Below are 18,972 nucleotides of genomic sequence, written 5' to 3'. Positions count from 1 at the left end.
AATGGCAGCAGCAAAATGGGCAGGCGTATTCCCCGCAGTAACCACCAAGTTCACGGCTGACGAGGAACTCGACCACGCCGAAATGGAGAAACACTTCGGCTTCATGATCGACAGCGGTTGCCACGGTCTCGTGACCGGCGGCTCGCTGGGCGAAGCCAGCACGCTGACCGTGGAAGAGCGCCTGGAAGTCGCCAAAACCGCGATCAAGGTATCCAGCGGCCGCGTGCCGGTGCTGGCCAACGTCAGCGACACCCGCACCAGGACCGCCTGCCGCTTCGTGCAGGAAGCGAAAGATGCAGGCGTGGACGGCTTCATGGTCATGCCATCCGTGCTGTACGCCGCCGATGCGCGTGAAGCCAAGGACAATCTGCGTACGATCGCCGCCGCAGCCAAGCTGCCGATCATGGTCTACAACAACCCGGTATCGTACAAAGTCGACCTGACCCCGGCCGACTTCAAGGAACTGTCGGACTGCGAAGAACTGGTGGCGATCAAGGAATCGACCGACAACGTGCGCCGCATCACTGACCTGCGTAACGCCGTCGGCACCCGTTACCAGCTGTTCATGGGCGTGGACGACCTGTCCTTCGAAGGCCTGGCTGTTGGCGCGGACGGCCTGCTGGCCGGCCTGGTGGTCGCCTTCCCGAAAGAGACGGTAGCGCTGTACACCCTGATGAAAGCCAAGCGCTACGACGAAGCGCTGAAGCTGTACCAGTGGTTCATGCCGCTGCTGCACCTCGACGTATCGACCAAGCTGGTGCAAAATCTGAAACTGGTGGAGGCGCTGGCGGGCGTGGGTAACGAGATCGTACGCCGTCCGCGCCAGCCACTGCGCGGCGCCGAGCGTGAGGCCGTGACCACGATCGTCCAGCAAGCACTGGCGACCCGTCCGGACCTGAGCGGCCTGCTGTAAAGGACCCAGCCAAATGAGGAAGCATGCCGATCAACTATGTCCGGCGCCTGACGGGGCGCCAGCGCGCTGCGCAAGCTAACCGCCATCTCGGTTTCGCCCTGGCCTTCGTGGCCGGGGCCGCAAACGCGGGCGGCTTCCTCGCTGTCAAACAATACACGTCGCACATGACGGGCATCGTGTCCGCTGCAGCGGACAATATCGCCCTCGGCGCTTTCGAAGCCGCCGCCAGTTGTGCCGGCGCGCTATTCAGTTTTCTTGCAGGGGCGGCCTGTTGCGCCTTGATGGTCAACTTCGCGCGGCGCCGCCAACTGCACAGTGAGTTCGCTTTGCCGCTGATGCTGGAAGCCTTGCTGCTATTGGCTTTCGGCGTGATGGGAGCGTCCTTCGCACTGGCGGCGACCGTGATGCTGCTGTGCTTCATGATGGGGCTGCAGAACGCCGTCATCACCAAACTCTCGCGCGCCGAAATCCGCACCACCCACGTCACCGGCATTGTGACGGATCTGGGTATCGAGGCGGGGAAGGCGCTTTACTGGAACCGCGACCCGCAAGCAGTGCCGCATGTAGCTGCGGACTGGAAGCGGGTCGCTGTGCTGGCTGGACTGGTTGGCGCTTTCTTTGCCGGCGGTGTCGCCGGAGCGCTGGGATTCAGCAGTGTGGGTTTCGGGGCGACGCTGCCGCTGGCGGCGATTCTCGTCGGGCTGGCCATCGTGCCCATCATCGACGATTTGCGTGCACCCCGGAACTAGGCCGTTCAGGCGGCTGCGATACGGCGGCCTTTATTGCGCAGTGCATCCAGGCTCAGGGTGCCGGCACCGAAGGCAGCCACTTGCAGCAGACCGCCAGCCATGGCGAAGTTCTTCATGAAGTGGATGAACTGGTTCTGATCAGCGATATTGCCATGGAAGATCACCGCAGTCACCACCGAGAAGATGGCCAGGATCGCGGCCACCGCACGGGTGTACAGGCCGGTTGCCAGCATCAGACCGCCCACCACTTCGACGCCGATCGCGATGCCCAGTCCAACGACAGGGAAGGGCAGGCCCATGGCGCTGATGTAGCCGATGGCGCCGGCCGGGGTTGCGATCTTGCCGATACCGCTGACGATGAAGATGGCGGCCAGCAGCAGGCGGGCAACCAGGGGCAGGGCGGTGGTGTTGTTAGTTTGGTTCATGGCAGACTCCTTGTTTTGTGAGATTTGCTTCCGGAGAAGCGATGAGTGAATATTAGTCTGGTCCGAACTATTGTGTAAGCCTATATATTTCGATGTTAAGCATCGTGAAAACAGATGGATTGGAGATTTGATGGGTAAAGTATTGCTCGTGACAGGCGCCGGACGCGGCATCGGCGCCGCCACCGCCCTGCGCGCCGCCCGCGACGGCTGGGCCGTGGCCGTGAACTACCAGCGCGACGAAGGCGCCGCCAATGCGGTCGTGGAGGCCGTCCGCGCACAAGGCGGCCAGGCCTTGCCGGTGCAGGCCGACGTCGCGGCGCCCGACCAGATCGCGCGCCTCTTTGCCGTCGTTGAGCGTGAGCTTGGCCCGCTGGGTGGACTCGTCAATAACGCCGGCATTACGGGCGGCCTGGGCAAATTCATGGACTGCGATCCGGCCGCACTGGCCAGCGTGTTCGACATCAACGTCCTTGGCCTGATGCAGTGCTCGCGCCACGCGGTGGACGCCTTCCGCCGCGCGGGCCAGGGCGGCGTCATCGTCAACGTGTCGTCGACGGCGGCCACGTCGGGCAGCCCGAATGACTATATCGGCTACGCCGCCAGCAAGGCCGCCGTCGATACCTTCACCATGGGTCTGGGCAAGGAACTGGCGCCGGAAGGCATCCGCGTGTGCGGTGTGGCGCCGGGCTTTACCAACACCACTATCCACGCCGCGGGCGGCCAGCCTGACCGCTTGCAGCGCAAATTACCCGGCATGCCGATGGGGCGTCCTGCCGAACCGGAAGAAATAGCCGAGGCGATTGCCTGGCTGCTATCGCCTGCCGCGTCGTATATGACGGGCACCACAATCCGCTGCGCAGGCGGTTCCTGACTCAGCAATGCAGGCGGTCTGCTCCGACCTGACTGCGGCGTGTACTCCTACTCAAGCGATGGCACTACGGTGGGACAATTTTTGCTCGCCCCAGAGGCATTCCTATGGAAGAGAAAGGAGCAATCATGAGGACCAGATACGCACTCGTCGTCGCGGCTTTGCTGGCCAGCAGCACTGCATTCGCCCAATCGAACGCCACGCAGGGCACGGACCAGCAAACCCAGAACGCCAGCCCCACGAAGAAGAAGCAGAAACACCACGCCAAGAAACACCACACCACGTCCGGCAGCAGCAGCGCAGGCACGACGGGCAGCAGCGCCACCTCGCGCGGCGCAGTCGATTGCAACCAGGCGGGCCGCTCCGGCATGCCAGGCTGCCCGAATGACGATATTTCCGGCACCAGCACCTCGGGCATGACCGGCAGCTCGGCCATGGACCAGCAGCAGGGCCGGGTTGGCAGCAGCGCCAATACCACCACGGACAGCAGCACCACCGGCACTTATCCGCCGAACCAGCAATATCAGCAGAACCAGCAGGGTCAGCAAGGTCAGCAGGATCAGCTGTACCAGAATCAGCAGACGCCACCGGCGACTTCCGGCAGCAGCACGACCGGCACTACCGGCAGCTCGACCTACCGCGAGCCTGTGCCAACCGTTGATCCCAACGCTTCGGACGCAGCCCGTAACCGCATGAACCCGGCCGTAGGCGACCGCCCGAATCCGAACGACCGCGTGCATGACGACGGCGCCACCACGCCGCCGCAGCAGCCAAACCGCCAGTATTAATCAGGCGTTACCAGTCCAGCGACATCAGCCGCTGGGCCATACGGGGCCAGCATAGCGTACGCACTTCGTCGCGGCTGGCCCAGCGGAAACCGTCGGCTTCCGGCGTCATTTCTCCCGTCACATGGTGCGGAAAAAAGCTGGTGCATTGGAGATGATCCAGACTGCACAGCTGGTCGCCGACCTCCACCTTGAACAGATGCAGGCGCTTGTCGGGGCGATAATCGAACGCACCGAGATCGTGGAACAGCTCCTCGTCGAAACTCAGTCCCGCCTCCTCGAACAGCTCCCTGCGCGCCGCCTGCAAGGGTTCCTCGCCGGGATCTTGCAAGCCCTTCGGAATGTCCCAATTTGCCGTGCCGGTGACATGGCAGAGCAGCAGTTCCCGCTTCGAATTGAGCACCAGAGTGCCGCAGGAAAGCTGGCGTGCCACCATTGTGCTTTTCATAATGTTGTTTCCATAAAGCTAGTGTCGGTACTCTAGGGAAATTTCTCGACAGTCACAAAAGCCTGTTATAAAGTGTGAGAATTCATCGGCACCCAGAGCCCGTGCCTTAGTCTTTTTGCGGCTCCGATCATCGGAAAACCGCCGCTTACTCTCTGTACAAAGCTAAAAAACGCCACGTGCTTGCACGCGATTGTGCACGCGCGTTCTCTGATATTGCCGATTCCGACATGATGCCAAAGCTGCACCGATCCCTGCCACTCTGTTTGATGCTTGCCACAACCTTTGTTCACGCCGAACAGGGGGATGCCAGCACCTGGACCTTTGGCGGATTCGGTACAGCCAGCATGGTGCGCTCAAGTGAACACAATGCAGACTTCTCGGCCAATCCGCTGACCCCCGGCATGGCAGGCCATAGCCACGACTGGAGCGCCGACGTGGACAGCCGCCTCGGCGCCCAGCTCGGCGTCAATATCGCTCCCCGCTGGTCGGCCGTGCTGCAGGTGGTGGCCGAGCGCAATCTGACCAGATCGTACACGCCTGTGGTCGAATGGGCCAACATCAAATATCAGGCCACGCCGGATCTCAGCGTGCGTGTCGGGCGTATCGCGCTGCCGCTGTTCCTGGTGGCCGATTATCGCAAGGCCGGCTACGCGCTGCCATGGGTCCGCACGCCGATTGAACTGTATTCCTCGCTCCCCATCAGTAATAGCGATGGTGTCGATGCCAGCTATCGCTGGAATGCCTTAGGTGTGCGCAATGAAACGCAGCTGGTGTTCGGCCGCACCTCGATGAATGTCACCGAAAACGAGCGTGCCCACGCACGCGGCTTGGCTGGTATCACCAACACCAGCCGTATTGGCGATCTCAGTGTGCGCGCCTCGGCGATGAAAGGCCAGCTGCATATGCGACTGGCGACCGAGCTGTTCGACGGCCTGCGCCAGTTTGGTCCGCAAGGCGAGGCGCTGGCTGCACGTTACGATACCGATGACAAGCGCGCCACTGTGTTTAGCCTCGGCGCCAATTATGATCCGGGCGCCTGGTTCCTGATGGGCGAAGTGGCCCGCGTGAATGCGCGCTCCTTCCTGGGCGACAAGACGGCCGGCTATGTCAGCGGCGGCTACCGCTTTGGCGCGCTGACGCCCTATGCGACCTTCAGCAAAGTGGTGAGCAACGGAGACACGCATATTGACGGCCTGTCCACCGCAGGCCTGCCGGCGCCGATGGCGGCTGCCGCGATGGCGCTGAACGGCGGCCTGAATGGCCTGCTGAGCCAGATCGCAGTGCAGGAAAGCACCAGCGCCGGCCTGCGCTGGGACTTCGCTTCGTCCGCGGCCTTCAAACTGCAATACGATTCCGTTCGCCCGCATGGCGGCACCAGCGGCACGCTGGACAACGTGCAACCAGGCTTCCGCTCGGGTCATCGCTTCGGCGTGACCAGCGTCGCAGTGGATTTCGTGTTCTGAAGGAGGGCGCGATGATCAAGTCTTTAACTGCCACACTGGTATTAGGCTTAGGCCTGACCATGTCCGCAGGCCTGGCCGCAGCGGCCGAACTGGTCGTGGTCGTTTCCGCAAGGAGCCCGGTCACCACGATGCGCGCCGACCAGGTGGCCGATATCTTCCTGGCCGATTCCCTGCGCTTCCCGGATGGCCGCGAAGCCAGCGCTATCGACTTGAGCGTGGGCTCGCCGCTGCGCGACGAGTTTTACGCCAAGGTGGCCAATCGCAGTCCGGCGCTGATGAAAGCCTATTGGACCAAGATGATTTTCACGGGCCGTGGCCAGCCGCCGCGCGAGCTGCCGAATAGCGCAGCGGTGCGCAAGCTGGTGGCGGACAACCCGGCCATGATCGGCTACATCGAGCGCAGCGCGCTGGATAACAGTGTGCGCGTCGTGCTGGTGGTGCACTGATGGCCCGGCGTAATGTGAAAGCGATGCGTTGGCTGCGCATGGGGCTGGACACCCACGTGTCCTTGCCCCTGTTTGCCATTGTGCTGCTGGCAGCCATCTGGGCAGCGACTTTCCATTTCATCGATGCAGAACAGGCGGCCGCGCAGGCCGCTGCCGCCGAATCCGTGCTGGAGCTGATCGACACCTACGAAGCCCAGGTGGCGCGCAGCATGAATGGCATCGAGCAGACGCTGAAAGTGCTCAAGTACGCGGCCGAGCGCAAAGGCCCGCTGGGCGCCTTGCCGGAACTGAGCTCGCACGGCCTGCTGCCGTCCGGCCTGGTGTTCGTGGTCGGCATCGTGGATGCTCAGGGTAATACAGTGGCCAGCAATCCGCCTGCGTTGCCGATCAATGTGGCGAACGAAAGCTATTTCAAGTTCCATCGCAACGCCAGGACCACCACCACCTTCGTGGCGCAGACCATGCGCGACAAGGCCAATCAGGAATGGCACCTGCATTTCACGCGCCGCTTGGATGATAGCGAAGGCAATTTCGCGGGCATCGTGATTGTGGAGATCGACCCGGCTTACTTCACTAGTGCCTACGAGCGTTCGCGCCAGGGCGATCACGGCATGCTGGGTTTCGCGGGGCCGGACAATGTGGTGCGCAGCATGCGCGTGGGCGACAAGGTGTCGTGGGGGCAGTCCGTCGATTCGAGCTTGATGGCCGCGCGCAAGGTGGCGCTTGCCAGTCCCTGGGATGGTGTGCTGCGCTACACGGCGCTGCGCCCGATGCGCGGCTACAACCTGAGCGTGTTTGCCGGCCTGGCCGAGGACGAACAGATGGCCGGCTTCCGCAAACAGCGGGGCGAACACTTGCGCGAGGCCGGTATGGCCAGCGGCGTGCTGCTGCTGTTGGCGGTGATGGCCTGGATCTGGTCCTGGCAAGGCGCCAAAGCACGCCGCCGTATCCGCCGTGCGCAGGAAACCTATGCGGCAGCGTCGGAAGCGAATATGGACGCCTTCTTCGTGCTGCGTGCCATTCGCAACAAGGCTGGCACCATTGTCGATTTCAAATTCACCGCCGTGAATCCGCGTGCCCAGCAACTGACCGGCCGCAGCAAGCTTGAGCTGATGAGCCAATCCTTCTGCACCTGGCTCCCGGCGTCGCGCCACAACGGCATGTTCGAACGCCTGGTGAAGATCACTACCGAAGGCGGCGTCTTTCATGAGGAAGCGCAGAACGCCATGCCGCAGCTGAATGCGGAATGGTTGGCCTGGCAGGTGGTGGGGGTGGAAGGCGGCGTGGTTGCCATCGTGCGCGACATCAGTGAGCGCATGCGCAATGAAGCGCGTATCGTTCACATGGCGCACCACGACACGCTGACCGGTCTGCCGAACCGTAGCCTGATCGCCGACCGCCTGCAACAGGCGGTGCTGCAGGCCGAACGGGAAGGGCAATCCGTTCTGGTGGCCTTCATCGATCTGGACAGCTTCAAACTGGTGAACGACACGCTCGGCCACAATGCCGGCGACGAGCTGCTGAAAGTGGTGGCGGGCCGCATGGTGGACTGCGTGCGCCGCAACGATACCGTTGGGCGTTTCGGCGGCGACGAATTCGTACTGATCCTGCCGCATGTGGACGAATGCCCTTCGGCGCTGGTGCCGCTGCTGGAAAAGATTCTCACCGCCGTGGTCGAACCCATCGTGCTGGAAGGGCAGAAAATGCAGGTCAGCTGCAGTATCGGCGCTTCCGTCTATCCGCGCGATGGCCGCGATGCCGATACGCTGATGATGCATGCGGACATGGCCATGTACCGCGCCAAGGAGAGCGGCAAGAACAACTGCCAGTTCTATACGCGCGAGATGAACGCCACGCTGGAGGAAAAGCTGCTGCTGATGGACGGCTTGCGCAAGGCGCTGGATGAGCAGCAGCTGCGCCTGGTGTATCAGCCCAAGGTGGACCTGAATGATGGCCACATCTTCGGTGTGGAAGCGCTGCTGCGCTGGCAGCATCCTGAGCGCGGCAATATCAGCCCGGACCAGTTCATACCAATGGCAGAGGAATGCGGCATGATCCTGCCGATCGGCGAGTGGGTGCTGCGCGAAGCGTGCCGCCAGGCGCGCGAATGGCAGGATGAAGGTCTGGAGCCGATCAGCATTTCGGTGAATGTGTCGCCGCGCCAGTTCGAAGACGTGCGTCTGGTTGCGCGCGTGGCGAATGCGCTGAGTGCCAGCGGCCTTGCTGCGCAATGGCTGGAGCTGGAAGTGACGGAAAGCCTGATCATGCGCGACGTGGCGCAATCCGTGGCCAAGATGCGCGAACTGGAAGAGATGGGTGTTTCGTTGTCCATCGACGATTTCGGCACCGGCTATTCCAGCCTGTCGGCGCTGAAGTCCTTTCCTATTGCGCGCCTGAAGATCGACAAGTCTTTCGTGCGCGACCTGGGCACCAGCGAAGACGACCAGGCGATTGCCCGCGCCATCATCTCGCTGTCGCACCAGCTGCATAAGCGGGTGATTGCGGAAGGTGTGGAAACCGAGCAGCAGCGCCGCTTCCTTCAACAGAACGGCTGCGATGAAGCGCAGGGCTATTTGTACGGTAAGCCGGTGGCGCCGCAGGAGATCGCGGCCTTGCTGGCACCGGCTATAATTGCCGGATGAGCGAATATTCCAACGACATCTACACCGAACCGTCCCCACTGGACGCCAACACCCTCGATAATCTCGGTCCCTTGCGCGCCATGGCGGGCATCTGGGAAGGCAAGCGCGGACTGGACATCAAGCCCAAGGCCGATGGTCCGCGCAAACAGGCTTACGTCGAGCGCATCGAGCTGCAGCCTATCGATCCTGTCACCAACGGACCGCAGCTGTTCTACGGTCTGCGCTATGTGCTGATCGTGAACAAGCCGGACAACATCAAGACCTATCACGAACAGGTCGGCTACTGGCTGTGGGAACCCGCGACCAACACCGTAATCCAGACTCTCGCCATTCCGCGTGGCCAGATCGCGATGGCTTCCGGTACTGCGGCGCCGGATGCGAAATCCTTTGAACTGGTGGCTCAGCGCGAAAGCAATACCTACGGCATCTGCTCCAATCCTTTCCTGGAATTCGGCTTCAAGACCACCGAGTACCGCATCAAGGTCACCATCAATGATGACGGTACCTGGGGCTATGAAGAAGACACCGTGATGCTCCTGCGCGGCAAGGAAGACGAGCCGTTCCACCACACCGACCGCAATCTGCTGGTCAAGGTCGCAGAACCGACGCCCAATCCTCTCGCCCGCGGCGCCGCCTGATATCAGCTGCAGTTCTTACGCTGAATGCGGCTGCCAACTGAAGGTGCATCGTCATCGACGGTGCACGTGACTTTGGCTTGCTGGCCGCTTCCTACCRCTACTTTTTCGCTTGCCTGTTCGGCGGCGCATCCTGCAACGGCGAAGGCCACCAGGACTGTCATAACTACTCGCTGAAACATCTTTGTTTTTCCTTTCGTGGTTGGATTTAAGGGTTCTACAGTTTAGTGATATCTCTCGGCGCGGAGTCYTAATAAGATGTCAGGTGATACGACAAACCGGTCAACTTATAAACGTGCCTCACCATCCTCACACCTTTGTTGATGCTGACCAGTTCAGCAGCCTGACGTATGCCATTGAGGTAACGATCTCCGCGCCGACCGAAGCGCTGCCTGCGCATGCCCACCGCTGCGGGCAGCTGGTCATGGTGCTGAGTGGCGGTGTGACCTGCGACGTCGAAGGGCATTTGCTGCTGGCGGCTCCCGGCGCAGCCATCTGGATACCGCCGGGCCATCTGCACAGTGCGCGTTTTGAGACCGCCAGCAGCGTCTGTGTCCTGTTCGTGAAGGACGGCATGGCGGGCCTGCCAACCGAAGCCTGCCTGCTGGTGCCGGGCCAGCTGCTCGGCGAGATGATCAAGGAGCTGGCAAAACGGCCCGCCGAGTATCCGCCTAACGGCGCGCAGTCACGCCTGGTTGGCGTGGCACTGGACCTCCTGCGCGCGGCGCCGACCGAACAATGGACGGTGCCGGTGCCGCAAGACAGACCGCTGCGTGTTCTGCTGGACGCCATGCTGGCCAGTCCACGCGAGCGTGGCACGGCCGCGGAATGGGCAGAGCGTCTGGCAATGAGCGAGCGCACCTTCACGCGCCGCGTCATGAAGGAAACCGGTATGCCTTTTGGCCGATGGCGCCAGCAACTGCACCTGATGCTGGCGATGCAGTGGCTGCGCCAGGGCGCGTCCGTGCAGCGTGTGGCGGACGATCTTGGATATGAATCGGTCACAGGTTTTATCCTCATGTTCCGCAAGGCGCTGGGGAAGCCGCCGGCGCAATATGTCGCTTACAGCCGGGCGTAGGCGGGATACAGTTCGCTTTCTTCGCGCTTGGTGCGCAGGAACAGGGCCTTGAAAATCGCATTCGCCTCGTCGCGGAAGCCGGCCGGATTGTTTGCCACCCGGTTCGCCAGGTTCCAGCGCGTGGCGAATTCGGTGTACTTGCGCGACAGGTCGCCCATTTCCTCCTGATAGAAGCGGCCCATTGCCGCCAGTTCCGGCCGGCCGGAACTGGCGAAGGCAGGATAGACCACGCGGTCCTCGACTGCGAGATGCAGCTTGATGGAAGCACTCATCGTCATCAGCAACTGCGTGATGGCCGCCGCGTTGTATTCGATGCCGGTGGCGATCAGCTTGCGCAGCTGGTGGATGCCGTCGAGGATTTCGTGATGGTCGTGTTCAAAACGCTGCAGTTTCATGGTCTTTTTCCTTAAAGATGTATTTCATATGTTTCATTATGGCACAAAAATTCTATAACGTGTATATTGAATGCATCTTTATGTCGGGAGCGGATAAATGGAACAATTGCCTTTTGTGGCCGCCATGAGCCACGAGATCCGAACGCCCATGAATGGCGTGCTGGGCTTGCTGGAGCTGCTGGGCATGAGCCGCCTGGATGCGGAACAGCGGGCCACGGTGGAACTGGCCGAACGCTCGGCGCGCGAACTGCTGCGCATCCTGGACGAGATCCTCGACTACGCGCGCATCGGTTCCGGCAAGCTGGAAATCCGCAAGGAGCCGGTGGCGCTGGCGGAGGAGGTGATCGACGTGGTCTGGCGTACCCATCTCGGCAACGCGCTGGGCAAGGACCTGAAGTTCACGCGCTTTGTCGATCCGCGTATTCGTTCCGCGTTGATGGCCGATCCGCTGCGGCTTGGGCAGATCCTGCACAACTTCACCAGCAATGCCGTCAAGTTCACGGCACGCGGCAGCGTTAGCCTGCGCGCCGAGCTGGTGGAAGAAGATGCCGCCAGCCAGACAGTGAAGTTCTCGGTGTGCGACACCGGCATCGGCATCGCGCCGGACGCGCAGGCGCGCCTGTTCCAGCCCTTCACCCAGGCCGAGGACAGCACGGAGCGCCGCTTCGGCGGCAGCGGCCTTGGCCTCGCCATCTGCCAGGGACTGGCGCAAGCCATGGGCGGGGACATTGCCTTGCGCAGCGAAGCGGGGCAGGGCACGACGCTGTCCTTTACGCTGGCAATGCCGATGGCGGACCCGCTGCGCCGGCTGCCGCGGCCACCGCTTGGCACCATGCTGGACACCGTCGTGCACACGGCCGGCCCAGCGGCCTGCCACAACGGCATGGTGATGGTAGTCGACGATCACACCACCAACCGCCAGGTCATGCTGCGCCAGTTGCGTGCCCTTGGCTATCAGGCGGAAACTGCCGCCAATGGCATCGAGGCTTTGCACAAATGGCGCAGCGGCAGGTTTGCCTTCGTGATTACCGATTGCCAGATGCCGGAGATGGACGGTTTCGCGCTGGCGCGCCGCATCCGCGACGAGGAACAGGCCTTGGGCAAGGGCCGCACGCCGCTGGTGGCCTGCACCGCCAGCGCTTTGGCGGCCGACATCGAAATCGCCTTCGAGGCGGGTATGGATGATTTCATCGCCAAGCCCGCGTCCATGTCCACGCTGGCCAAGCTGCTGGGAAAATGGGTGCCCTTGCCCGCGCAGGGCGAACCGGTGCTCGACGATGCCAGCCTGTTCGAACTGGCGGGCGGACACCCGGCGCTGACCGCGGAAATCCTGTCCGAATTCGAAGTCGCCAACGCGGCCGATCACGCGGCGCTCGATGCCGCCTTTGCGCGCGGCGACCTGGCAGCGGTGGGCCGCATCGCCCATGCCATCAAGGGCGCGGCGCGCACCTTGGGCGCGATGCGCTACGCGGCGGCCGCCGCAGCGCTGGAATGCGCCTGGCGCGCGGACGATGCCGATGCCGCGCGCAGCGCACGCGGCCCTTTTGAAGCGGCATACGCGGAGCTGCGCACCCACCTGCATTCACTGGAGCTTGGCCATGCACTTTGAACAATTGCACATTCTGGTCGCGGAAGACCACGGTTTTCAACGCAAAGCGCTGGTGCGCATGCTGCGCGGCCTTGGCGCGGGGCAGGTAACGGAAGCGGAGGACGGCATCGCCGCCTTGTCCGCCTGCCGCGCGCCGGAGCGGCCTGTCGATATTGTCATCATGGACCTCGACATGCCGGGCATGGATGGCATGGAGCTGATTCGCCATCTGGCCGAGGCGCGCAGCACGGCGCGCGTGATCGTGTCCAGCGCACTGGATAAGGCGCTGCTGGCCTCAGTGGAAACCATGGCGCGGGCTTATGGCGTGCCTTTGCTTGGGCGCGTCGACAAGCCGGTCACACCGTCCAAGCTGAGCGCCTTGCTGGGCGTGGAAGTCTCGCGTGGCGTATCGCGCGCGACGCCGGCCTTCACAGCCGATGACGTCCGCGCCGGCCTGGACCGCCGTGAGTTCGTCGCTTTCTATCAGCCCAAGGCGTCGCTGCGCGATGGCGTGGTGGTGGGTGTGGAGGCTCTCGCGCGCTGGCAGCATCCGCAATACGGCACGCTGGCGCCGGCGTCGTTCATCGGGTTGATCGAGCAGCACGGCATGGTGGAGGAGCTGACCTGGCAGGTGCTGGAACATGCGGCACAGGCCTGGCGGCAGTGGGCGCTGCAGGGGCATATTTTGAAGGTGTCCATCAACCTGTCGCTGCTGGCCTTGCAGCAGCCGGGCTACGCGGCGCGCATCATCGAAGCAGTTGCGGCGCATGGCGTGGATAGCCGCTACATCGTGTTCGAAATTACGGAATCGTCGGAAATGGCGGATGTGCCGCACTGCCTGGAGAATTTGACGCGCTTGCGCATGCACGGCTTCAGCTTGTCGATCGACGATTACGGCACGGGCTATGCAAGCATTCAGCAGTTGCTGCGGGTGCCGTTCAGCGAGTTGAAAATTGACCGCTCTTTTGTCAGCGCGGCGTCTTCCGATGAAACGCGCCTGACCGTGCTGGCCAGCAGTCTGCAATTGGCGCAGCGACTTGGCTTGGAAGCGGTGGCCGAAGGTGTTGAGACAATGCAGGATTGGGATTTGCTGGCATCGCTGGGATGCAGTCTGGCGCAGGGTTACCTGATTTCGCGTCCCCAGCCGGTTGCGGATTTGCCGGCGGCCGTCGTGCGCTGGGAAGAGTCTTACGCGCGCTTGCCTTCCGCTGCGGCATAAGCGGGCAGGCGCCAGGCGCACCAGACGACGGCCAGCAGAATGGAGGCGATGACCAGGCCTACGCCGGCCGTCACCTGTTCATCCAGCGCGTAGGCGTTGCACAGGCGCTGTGGCATGTCCTGATACTGGATGCCGGCAATCGCCATCATCCAGCACAGGTTCCCCAGGAAGAAGAGCTGGATCACCGCATTGGCGCGTTTCAGTGCGCCTGGCAGCAGCGCACCCATGATGGCCAGCGACGCGAACTTCGCGGCTTCGGCCAGCGGCAAGGTCAGGCTTTCTTCCAGCGCGCGCGGGATCATCCAGTAGGCGCTGGCCATGAGCAGCCAGCTCATGCCGGTCAGCCCATATGCATCGACGCGCGCGATGAGCGCCGCCACTCGCGTGTTCTGCAGCGCCTGCCCAATCAGCGCGCCGCCGATCGCGATCAACGGCAGCTGCACCAGCATATGCAGCCCCATCGACGCCTCCAGCGGACCGTGCCACACCAGTGCGGCGGCCAGCAGCGCAATCCCCGCTGCACCGCTGCGTGCCGCCGGACGTGTCGCCATGTGCATCATGGCGCCGCTCCAGCGCGGGCGATGCGGACGGGGACCGGGCTGGCGAGAGCTTGTGCGGCATCGATGGCTTCGGCGGGCTGTTCGTAGTCGATGATGCGCACCAGCCGGCCGTTGCGGTCGATCAGGTGGAAGGCCGCGTTATGCTGGAACTCTCCCAGCGGCGCGGGCAGGATCACGACGCCTGCGGTCTTCAGCAGCCGTCGGCGCTGGACCGCATCCGGCAGCGCGACCATGCGCCACAGTGCAGGCTCCGCGCGCATGCGCTGCGCATAGTGTGCCAGATCGGACGACGTATCGCGCGGATCGAAGCTGATGCTCAGCAAGCGCACGCGATCCTGCAAGCCGCGCGCCGCAATCTCCCGCTGCATTTGCTGAAACTCGCTGCCTACTGCCGAACAGACCGCATTGCAGCGCGCATAAAAGAAGGTGGCGATGGTCACGCGGCCGTCAAAGCCCGCCGCAGCAGGCAAGGGCAGGGCTATCGGCTGGCGTTCCACGGCAAGACGGCGGCCGTCTTCCGTGGAGACGACATTGAAGCCCATCGTTCCATGCCACACCGCCGCTACGCCAGCCGCCGCGATGAATGCAAGGGCGGCCAGGGTAGCGGGCAAGCTGCTATTTGAGCTTGTTGAGGTCATCATCTCCACCCCAAGGGTCCTTGCGGTCCTTGGTCGCCTCGCGCTGTGCCTTCACCACATCGGCCGCAACCTTGGGTGCGGCGTTGCCGAAGTTGGAGCGGATGTGAGAGAGCACCGCGGCAATCTCCGCGTCGCTCAGCTTGTCCTTAAACGCCGGCATCTGGCCGTTGTAGGACGCACCCTTGACCGTCAGCTTGCCCGTAATCCCGTGCAGCAGAATCGCTGCCGTCACCTTGTCGGCGCCGTTGACCCACTCCGACCCGGCCAGCGGCGGGAACACGCCCGGCAGGCCGCCACCGGACGCCTGGTGGCAAGCCACGCACTGTGCGGAATAGATCTGGCCGCCGTCGACCGCGGCGCCGGCAGGCTTGCCCTGCAAGGTCGCCATGGTGCGCGAGTCGCCCAGCGCAGGACTGTCATCGCGCTGCTGCATCAGGATATAGATGATGGCCCAGCCAAACAGCAGCCCCACCACGGTCAGCACGAACCAGGGGACCGGGCGATCGCCCTCGGTCGGGTCCTCGTTCTCGCGCTGCTGCGCCTGGAAATTTTCCTGTTCCATATGGCCTCCTTACTTCTTTGCCAGCGGCGCTGCCAGCACCGGATAGGTATGGTCAAGACCCTGCAGATAAGCCACCAGGTCCATCACTTCCTGCTTCGCCACGACGACCTTGCCTGCCGGGTTGTAGCCCTCCGGCAGATTGACCACGCGGTCGCCCGCTTCCTCCTTGTCCTTGATATCGAACAGGAAGGGGTAGGACGGCATGATGGAGCCTTTGACGTAGGCGCGCGGCTGATACAGGTGACCCAGATGCCAGTCCGCACTTGGCTGGCGGGCGCCGATATTGAACAGATCCGGCCCGGTGCGCATGGTGCCCAGCAGGTGCGGCTTGTCGTAGTAATAGTCGGCCGCCACGGACGCGCGGCCCCAGCCACGCTTATCGTCCGGCGCCTGCGCCTTGTCGCGCGGCTGCTGCGAGTGGCAGTAAATACAGCCATTCTTGATGTAGACATCGCGGCCGCGCAACTGCTGCGCCGTATAGGGCTTCAGGCTTTCCGGCGGCTTTACGTCGCTGAGCTGGATGTGCGGCACCACCACCAGGGCGGACGTGGCAAGCGCCAGAGTCACCATGGCGCCGCCGAGGAGTTTGAGTTCGTCTTGCATGTTCAGGCTCCTGCCAGGTTGCCAGCGGGCGCGGTGGCCGGCTTACGCACGTGCAGCAGCGCTGCGCCGATGCGGCGAGGACCATAGCGCAAGGCCATGGCAGCGAAGTGGCCGGCGAAGACCAGGTGACCCAGCGTCATGATGGCGCCGCCGACGGAACGCGACTGCAGATAAGGGATGGTCACCTTGACCGATTCCATGAAGGGCTTCGAAGCGTCCAGCATGGCCATGCCTTGCAGCCAGCCGCCGATGGTCAGACCCACGAAGTACACCGCGAAGCCCAGCACCACCAGCCAGAAGTGGGCGGCGATCAGCTTCGGATATGGCCATTCCCACGCCATCACGCGCGGCATCACGAAGTAGACGGCGCCGAACATCACCATGGTGAAGAAACCATACAGGCCAAGGTGTGCGTGCGCCACGGTGAAGTGGGTGAAGTGGGTCACCGTGTTCACGCTGCGCAGTGCTTCCACCGAGCCCTGGATCGAGCTGAGGGTGTACATCATCCCGCCCAGCACGATGAAACGCAGGGTTGGCGAGTAAATCAGCTTGTCGAAGTAGCCGCGCATCGTCAGGTGCTGGTTGATCGAGAAGGAAATCACCGGCACGATCATCATCACGCTCTGCACGATGGACAGCGTCACCAGCCAGCCTGGAATCGGACCGCCCACCAGGTGGTGGCCGCCAACCTGGCCGTAGAAGAAGGCCAGCGTCCAGAAGCCCAGCAGCGACAGGTTGTACGACTGCACCGGGCGGCCGATGATCTTCGGCAGGAAGTAGTAGACCGAGGCCAGCGCCATCGGCGTGTAGAACAGGCCCAGTACATTGTGGCCGAACCACCAGTTCATTGCCGCCTGCTGCACGCCGAAGTGCACGGCGGGCAGATTACCGATCAGGAACAGGATGGGGAACCAGAACAGGCCCGCGCCCATATACCAGATCGACACATACAGATGATGCACCTTGCGGTTCTGCAGCGTGTACACCAGCGGCAGGCCGACCAGCGCGCCGCCCACGACCAGCAGAATATCCACCTGCCAGGGGATTTCCAGCCACTCCATGCCGTCCGACAGGCCAACGGCGATACAGCCCAGGCCCGCAATCAGACCTGCATTCCAGATCATGGCGCCGAGGATGGCGAAGCGGCCGCCGACCAGCGGCGTTTTCAGCAGGCGTGGCAGCAGCCAGTTGGCCACCCCCAGCGCCGCCATGGGCGCCCAGCCATACGCCACGGCGTTCAGGTGGATGGTGCGGATACGGCCAAAGGTCAGCCAGGCGTATTGCGCCAGCCAGTCCGGCTCGTGCAGCTTGATGGAGCTGGTCAGGCCCGCCAGCGAAGCAACGATCAGCCACACCACGGCGCAGGACAGGAACACGAACGTAACGAAGGCGCTGGAGCGGTCGGCTTCCACGCGCTCGGCCAGCTCTTGCTGGTGGGCCGCCTCGGTGGCGGCGTCCAGCACGGGCTTGACCTCATCGCGCGTCATGCCGGCGCGCTGCTGGGCGCTGAGGGAAGGTTCTTCGCCTTGCCCGATTTCGCCGGGCGAGAAAATCACGTTGGCGGCGACCGAAGTGGTGTCGAACAGCCGCTTGCGCAGCGACCAGATGAAGATCAGCAGGCCTGTCACCGACAGGACGAATGAAGACAGAAGCAGGGTGACGGTATCCACGGTTTATCCTTCCCGCCCGTCGAGACGGGCATGGCTTAAATACGGCGTGTACACGATGAGATAGAGCAGGAAGGCGGTTGACCAGCAAGCGGCAGAGCTGAACAACATCAAGTCGCGATTTCCGGCGGGAATAATATTGGCACACAAACGTAGCACTGCGCCAGCCTCTAAAAGGGCATACATGAAACTTTCTGCGCGTCCCGCCTTGAGCGGCCGTCCGGTATGGCCGAGTGCAGTACGGGTAATCATCCCGATGATCAATCCGGACATGGCGCCCACCGCCAGGGCATGAAATGCCGAGCTGGCGCTGCCGATACCCAGTGCCGCAAAACCCAGCAGCAGCAAGCCGCCGGCGATCCAGGCATAGGCCAGGTGCAGCACCCACAGCAGAGGTACGCGCACGGTGCTCAGCGGCGCCCAGCCGGTCAGGCGCAGGGCGTTGACGGCTGCCGCGACAAAGGCGAGCGCCGCGACGAGGGGCGCCGGCACCGGCAGCAGCCAGGCCAGGGCGGTTGCGGCGATCAGGGCCGGCGCCGCCTTGTCGCGCCAGGCCACGCTGCGCGGCTTGCTGCCGGGCGCGCCGTTGGCGGTGAACATGGGAATTACCCGGCCGCCCATCACCGCTTCCAGCAGCGTAATGAGGAGGATGGCGCCATGCACCGGCAGCAGCGGGGAGATGGCGTGCCAGCCCAGGGCCGCGGCATGGAAGCAGATGTTCGCCACGGCCAGCAGCGCAAGGATGCCTCCGATCGGATAATTGCGGCGGCTGTTGCCGCGCTTCAGCACGCGCAGCAAGGCCCAGGCGGCAACCGGCAGGAAGGCCGCGTCGACGGCGCGCGCAGCCAGCGCGACGGCGGGCGACGCAGCGGGTGCGGCGAGCATGGCGGCGCGTCCCGCTATCCACAGCAGCGCCAGCGCGGCCAATGGCGCGCCGCGCGGCGTCTGCACATTGGTCCAGTTCCTGGAAGCGGTCAGCAGGAAGCCGACGATGACGGCGCCGGCAAAGCCGAACACCATTTCATGCGCATGCCACAAAAGATCCAGCGGCAGCAGGCCTTTATAGCCCGCCAGCCAGGCTGGTACGGCGACGACGGCCAATGCCGCCGCAAGCAGATAGAAGGGACGGAAACCCAGCCGTAGCAAGGGCGGGGACTCGTCCTTGCGATGCCGGTCCTCGATTTGCAGAAGCTGACTGCTGCTCATGATGGCCTCGTGTTTTTAAGATGTATAATGGATGCTACATTAGAGCTTAGCTTAAAGCAATATTTGAAATGAATCTTTTTAT

20 protein-coding genes are annotated in these 18,972 nt (G+C 63.2%); 11 read left to right on the top strand and 9 right to left on the bottom strand.

Going from position 1 to position 18,972, the window contains the following annotated elements; genetic code table 11:
* The first annotated feature begins 1 nt into the window (after window position 1).
* Together AB4Z19_RS28715 and AB4Z19_RS28710 are read left to right on the top strand one after the other, a co-directional pair.
* Complete coding sequence (locus tag AB4Z19_RS28715) at window positions 2-913, top strand: dihydrodipicolinate synthase family protein (protein ID WP_442028851.1); 912 nt, start codon at window positions 2-4, stop codon at window positions 911-913.
* A gap of 23 nt (window positions 914-936) precedes the next feature.
* A complete protein-coding gene (locus tag AB4Z19_RS28710) occupies window positions 937-1,662 on the top strand; it encodes a YoaK family protein (protein ID WP_442028852.1) in 726 nt (241 codons plus the stop codon).
* A gap of 5 nt (window positions 1,663-1,667) precedes the next feature.
* On the opposite strand, the gene AB4Z19_RS28705 is transcribed toward AB4Z19_RS28710, so the two are convergent.
* Entirely contained in the window at window positions 1,668-2,087 is a 420-nt protein-coding gene (locus AB4Z19_RS28705) for a DoxX family protein (RefSeq protein WP_442028853.1), read from the bottom strand.
* A 130-nt stretch (window positions 2,088-2,217) separates the two neighbouring features.
* On the opposite strand from AB4Z19_RS28705, the gene AB4Z19_RS28700 reads away from it, so the two are divergent.
* Both AB4Z19_RS28700 and AB4Z19_RS28695 read left to right on the top strand, forming a co-directional pair.
* Complete coding sequence (locus tag AB4Z19_RS28700) at window positions 2,218-2,958, top strand: SDR family oxidoreductase (RefSeq protein ID WP_442025993.1); 741 nt, start codon at window positions 2,218-2,220, stop codon at window positions 2,956-2,958.
* Window positions 2,959-3,083: 125 nt separating this feature from the next.
* Window positions 3,084-3,743, top strand: a complete 660-nt coding sequence (locus AB4Z19_RS28695) for a hypothetical protein (protein ID WP_442025994.1) — start codon at window positions 3,084-3,086, stop codon at window positions 3,741-3,743.
* Between the two features lie 7 nt (window positions 3,744-3,750).
* Here the strand turns inward: AB4Z19_RS28695 and AB4Z19_RS28690 are convergent, their stop codons facing one another.
* A complete protein-coding gene (locus AB4Z19_RS28690) occupies window positions 3,751-4,188 on the bottom strand; it encodes an NUDIX hydrolase (protein ID WP_442025995.1) in 438 nt (145 codons plus the stop codon).
* A 266-nt stretch (window positions 4,189-4,454) separates the two neighbouring features.
* On the opposite strand from AB4Z19_RS28690, the gene AB4Z19_RS28685 reads away from it, so the two are divergent.
* The 5 genes from AB4Z19_RS28685 to AB4Z19_RS28665 all read left to right on the top strand — a co-directional run bounded on the left by AB4Z19_RS28685 (window position 4,455) and on the right by AB4Z19_RS28665 (window position 10,452).
* A complete protein-coding gene (locus AB4Z19_RS28685) occupies window positions 4,455-5,651 on the top strand; it encodes a hypothetical protein (RefSeq protein WP_442025996.1) in 1,197 nt (398 codons plus the stop codon).
* An 11-nt stretch (window positions 5,652-5,662) separates the two neighbouring features.
* Window positions 5,663-6,097 (top strand): phosphate ABC transporter substrate-binding protein, encoded by a 435-nt coding sequence (locus AB4Z19_RS28680; RefSeq protein ID WP_442025997.1) that lies wholly within the window; start codon window positions 5,663-5,665, stop codon window positions 6,095-6,097.
* Entirely contained in the window at window positions 6,097-8,739 is a 2,643-nt protein-coding gene (locus tag AB4Z19_RS28675) for a bifunctional diguanylate cyclase/phosphodiesterase (protein WP_442025998.1), read from the top strand. Before AB4Z19_RS28680 ends, AB4Z19_RS28675 begins: the two co-directional genes overlap by 1 nt.
* Window positions 8,736-9,377: an FABP family protein gene (locus tag AB4Z19_RS28670; protein ID WP_442025999.1), complete on the top strand. Its 642-nt coding sequence runs from the start codon at window positions 8,736-8,738 to the stop codon at window positions 9,375-9,377. The genes AB4Z19_RS28675 and AB4Z19_RS28670 overlap by 4 nt, the downstream gene beginning before the upstream one ends.
* 292 nt (window positions 9,378-9,669) lie before the next feature.
* Window positions 9,670-10,452 carry an AraC family transcriptional regulator gene (locus AB4Z19_RS28665; protein WP_442026000.1) on the top strand — a complete coding sequence of 261 codons (783 nt, stop codon included), beginning with the start codon at window positions 9,670-9,672 and terminating at the stop codon, window positions 10,450-10,452.
* On the opposite strand, the gene AB4Z19_RS28660 is transcribed toward AB4Z19_RS28665, so the two are convergent.
* Window positions 10,437-10,847 (bottom strand): hemerythrin domain-containing protein, encoded by a 411-nt coding sequence (locus AB4Z19_RS28660; RefSeq protein ID WP_442036903.1) that lies wholly within the window; start codon window positions 10,845-10,847, stop codon window positions 10,437-10,439. The two genes, AB4Z19_RS28665 and AB4Z19_RS28660, sit on opposite strands and share 16 nt — an antisense overlap.
* Window positions 10,848-10,944: 97 nt before the next feature.
* Here AB4Z19_RS28660 and AB4Z19_RS28655 point away from each other — a divergent pair, with 97 nt between their 5' ends.
* Both AB4Z19_RS28655 and AB4Z19_RS28650 read left to right on the top strand, forming a co-directional pair.
* Window positions 10,945-12,456: an ATP-binding protein gene (locus tag AB4Z19_RS28655; RefSeq protein WP_442036901.1), complete on the top strand. Its 1,512-nt coding sequence runs from the start codon at window positions 10,945-10,947 to the stop codon at window positions 12,454-12,456.
* Window positions 12,446-13,654 carry an EAL domain-containing response regulator gene (locus AB4Z19_RS28650; RefSeq protein ID WP_442029152.1) on the top strand — a complete coding sequence of 403 codons (1,209 nt, stop codon included), beginning with the start codon at window positions 12,446-12,448 and terminating at the stop codon, window positions 13,652-13,654. The genes AB4Z19_RS28655 and AB4Z19_RS28650 overlap by 11 nt, the downstream gene beginning before the upstream one ends.
* Here AB4Z19_RS28650 and AB4Z19_RS28645 read toward each other — a convergent pair.
* Genes AB4Z19_RS28645 through AB4Z19_RS28620 form a run of 6 tightly spaced genes read right to left on the bottom strand, consistent with a single transcriptional unit; the run spans window position 13,624 to window position 18,890 of the window.
* A complete protein-coding gene (locus tag AB4Z19_RS28645) occupies window positions 13,624-14,214 on the bottom strand; it encodes a hypothetical protein (protein WP_442029153.1) in 591 nt (196 codons plus the stop codon). The two genes, AB4Z19_RS28650 and AB4Z19_RS28645, sit on opposite strands and share 31 nt — an antisense overlap.
* Entirely contained in the window at window positions 14,211-14,855 is a 645-nt protein-coding gene (locus AB4Z19_RS28640) for an SCO family protein (protein ID WP_442029154.1), read from the bottom strand. Before AB4Z19_RS28640 ends, AB4Z19_RS28645 begins: the two co-directional genes overlap by 4 nt.
* Window positions 14,830-15,414 (bottom strand): c-type cytochrome, encoded by a 585-nt coding sequence (locus AB4Z19_RS28635; RefSeq protein WP_442036899.1) that lies wholly within the window; start codon window positions 15,412-15,414, stop codon window positions 14,830-14,832. The genes AB4Z19_RS28640 and AB4Z19_RS28635 overlap by 26 nt, the downstream gene beginning before the upstream one ends.
* A 9-nt stretch (window positions 15,415-15,423) precedes the next feature.
* Window positions 15,424-16,017, bottom strand: a complete 594-nt coding sequence (locus AB4Z19_RS28630; RefSeq protein ID WP_442029169.1) for a cbb3-type cytochrome c oxidase subunit II — start codon at window positions 16,015-16,017, stop codon at window positions 15,424-15,426.
* Window positions 16,018-16,019: 2 nt separating this feature from the next.
* Window positions 16,020-17,687, bottom strand: a complete 1,668-nt coding sequence (locus AB4Z19_RS28625) for a cbb3-type cytochrome c oxidase subunit I (RefSeq protein WP_442029170.1) — start codon at window positions 17,685-17,687, stop codon at window positions 16,020-16,022.
* 3 nt (window positions 17,688-17,690) lie between these two features.
* Window positions 17,691-18,890: an NnrS family protein gene (locus tag AB4Z19_RS28620; protein WP_442036897.1), complete on the bottom strand. Its 1,200-nt coding sequence runs from the start codon at window positions 18,888-18,890 to the stop codon at window positions 17,691-17,693.
* Window positions 18,891-18,972: the final 82 nt, after the last annotated feature.

It is taken from the genome of Pseudoduganella sp. RAF19, from assembly GCF_052114165.1.
Lineage (GTDB): Bacteria > Pseudomonadota > Gammaproteobacteria > Burkholderiales > Burkholderiaceae_D > Rugamonas.
The sequence above is the reverse complement of the archived record's forward strand: the minus strand, read 5'-3'. Positions and strand labels throughout refer to the sequence as shown.

What these genes read in the sequence shown, in the direction of transcription:
- AB4Z19_RS28715 (WP_442028851.1), top strand. Translation starts at nt 2, where the DNA reads ATGGCAGCAGCAAAATGGGCAGGCGTATTCCCCGCAGTAACCACCAAG.
- AB4Z19_RS28710 (WP_442028852.1), top strand. Translation starts at nt 937, where the DNA reads ATGCCGATCAACTATGTCCGGCGCCTGACGGGGCGCCAGCGCGCTGCG.
- AB4Z19_RS28705 (WP_442028853.1), bottom strand. Translation starts at nt 2,087, where the DNA reads ATGAACCAAACTAACAACACCACCGCCCTGCCCCTGGTTGCCCGCCTG.
- AB4Z19_RS28700 (WP_442025993.1), top strand. Translation starts at nt 2,218, where the DNA reads ATGGGTAAAGTATTGCTCGTGACAGGCGCCGGACGCGGCATCGGCGCC.
- AB4Z19_RS28695 (WP_442025994.1), top strand. Translation starts at nt 3,084, where the DNA reads ATGAGGACCAGATACGCACTCGTCGTCGCGGCTTTGCTGGCCAGCAGC.
- AB4Z19_RS28690 (WP_442025995.1), bottom strand. Translation starts at nt 4,188, where the DNA reads ATGAAAAGCACAATGGTGGCACGCCAGCTTTCCTGCGGCACTCTGGTG.
- AB4Z19_RS28685 (WP_442025996.1), top strand. Translation starts at nt 4,455, where the DNA reads ATGCTTGCCACAACCTTTGTTCACGCCGAACAGGGGGATGCCAGCACC.
- AB4Z19_RS28680 (WP_442025997.1), top strand. Translation starts at nt 5,663, where the DNA reads ATGATCAAGTCTTTAACTGCCACACTGGTATTAGGCTTAGGCCTGACC.
- AB4Z19_RS28675 (WP_442025998.1), top strand. Translation starts at nt 6,097, where the DNA reads ATGGCCCGGCGTAATGTGAAAGCGATGCGTTGGCTGCGCATGGGGCTG.
- AB4Z19_RS28670 (WP_442025999.1), top strand. Translation starts at nt 8,736, where the DNA reads ATGAGCGAATATTCCAACGACATCTACACCGAACCGTCCCCACTGGAC.
- AB4Z19_RS28660 (WP_442036903.1), bottom strand. Translation starts at nt 10,847, where the DNA reads ATGAAACTGCAGCGTTTTGAACACGACCATCACGAAATCCTCGACGGC.
- AB4Z19_RS28655 (WP_442036901.1), top strand. Translation starts at nt 10,945, where the DNA reads ATGGAACAATTGCCTTTTGTGGCCGCCATGAGCCACGAGATCCGAACG.
- AB4Z19_RS28650 (WP_442029152.1), top strand. Translation starts at nt 12,446, where the DNA reads ATGCACTTTGAACAATTGCACATTCTGGTCGCGGAAGACCACGGTTTT.
- AB4Z19_RS28645 (WP_442029153.1), bottom strand. Translation starts at nt 14,214, where the DNA reads ATGATGCACATGGCGACACGTCCGGCGGCACGCAGCGGTGCAGCGGGG.
- AB4Z19_RS28640 (WP_442029154.1), bottom strand. Translation starts at nt 14,855, where the DNA reads ATGATGACCTCAACAAGCTCAAATAGCAGCTTGCCCGCTACCCTGGCC.
- AB4Z19_RS28635 (WP_442036899.1), bottom strand. Translation starts at nt 15,414, where the DNA reads ATGGAACAGGAAAATTTCCAGGCGCAGCAGCGCGAGAACGAGGACCCG.
- AB4Z19_RS28630 (WP_442029169.1), bottom strand. Translation starts at nt 16,017, where the DNA reads ATGCAAGACGAACTCAAACTCCTCGGCGGCGCCATGGTGACTCTGGCG.
- AB4Z19_RS28620 (WP_442036897.1), bottom strand. Translation starts at nt 18,890, where the DNA reads ATGAGCAGCAGTCAGCTTCTGCAAATCGAGGACCGGCATCGCAAGGAC.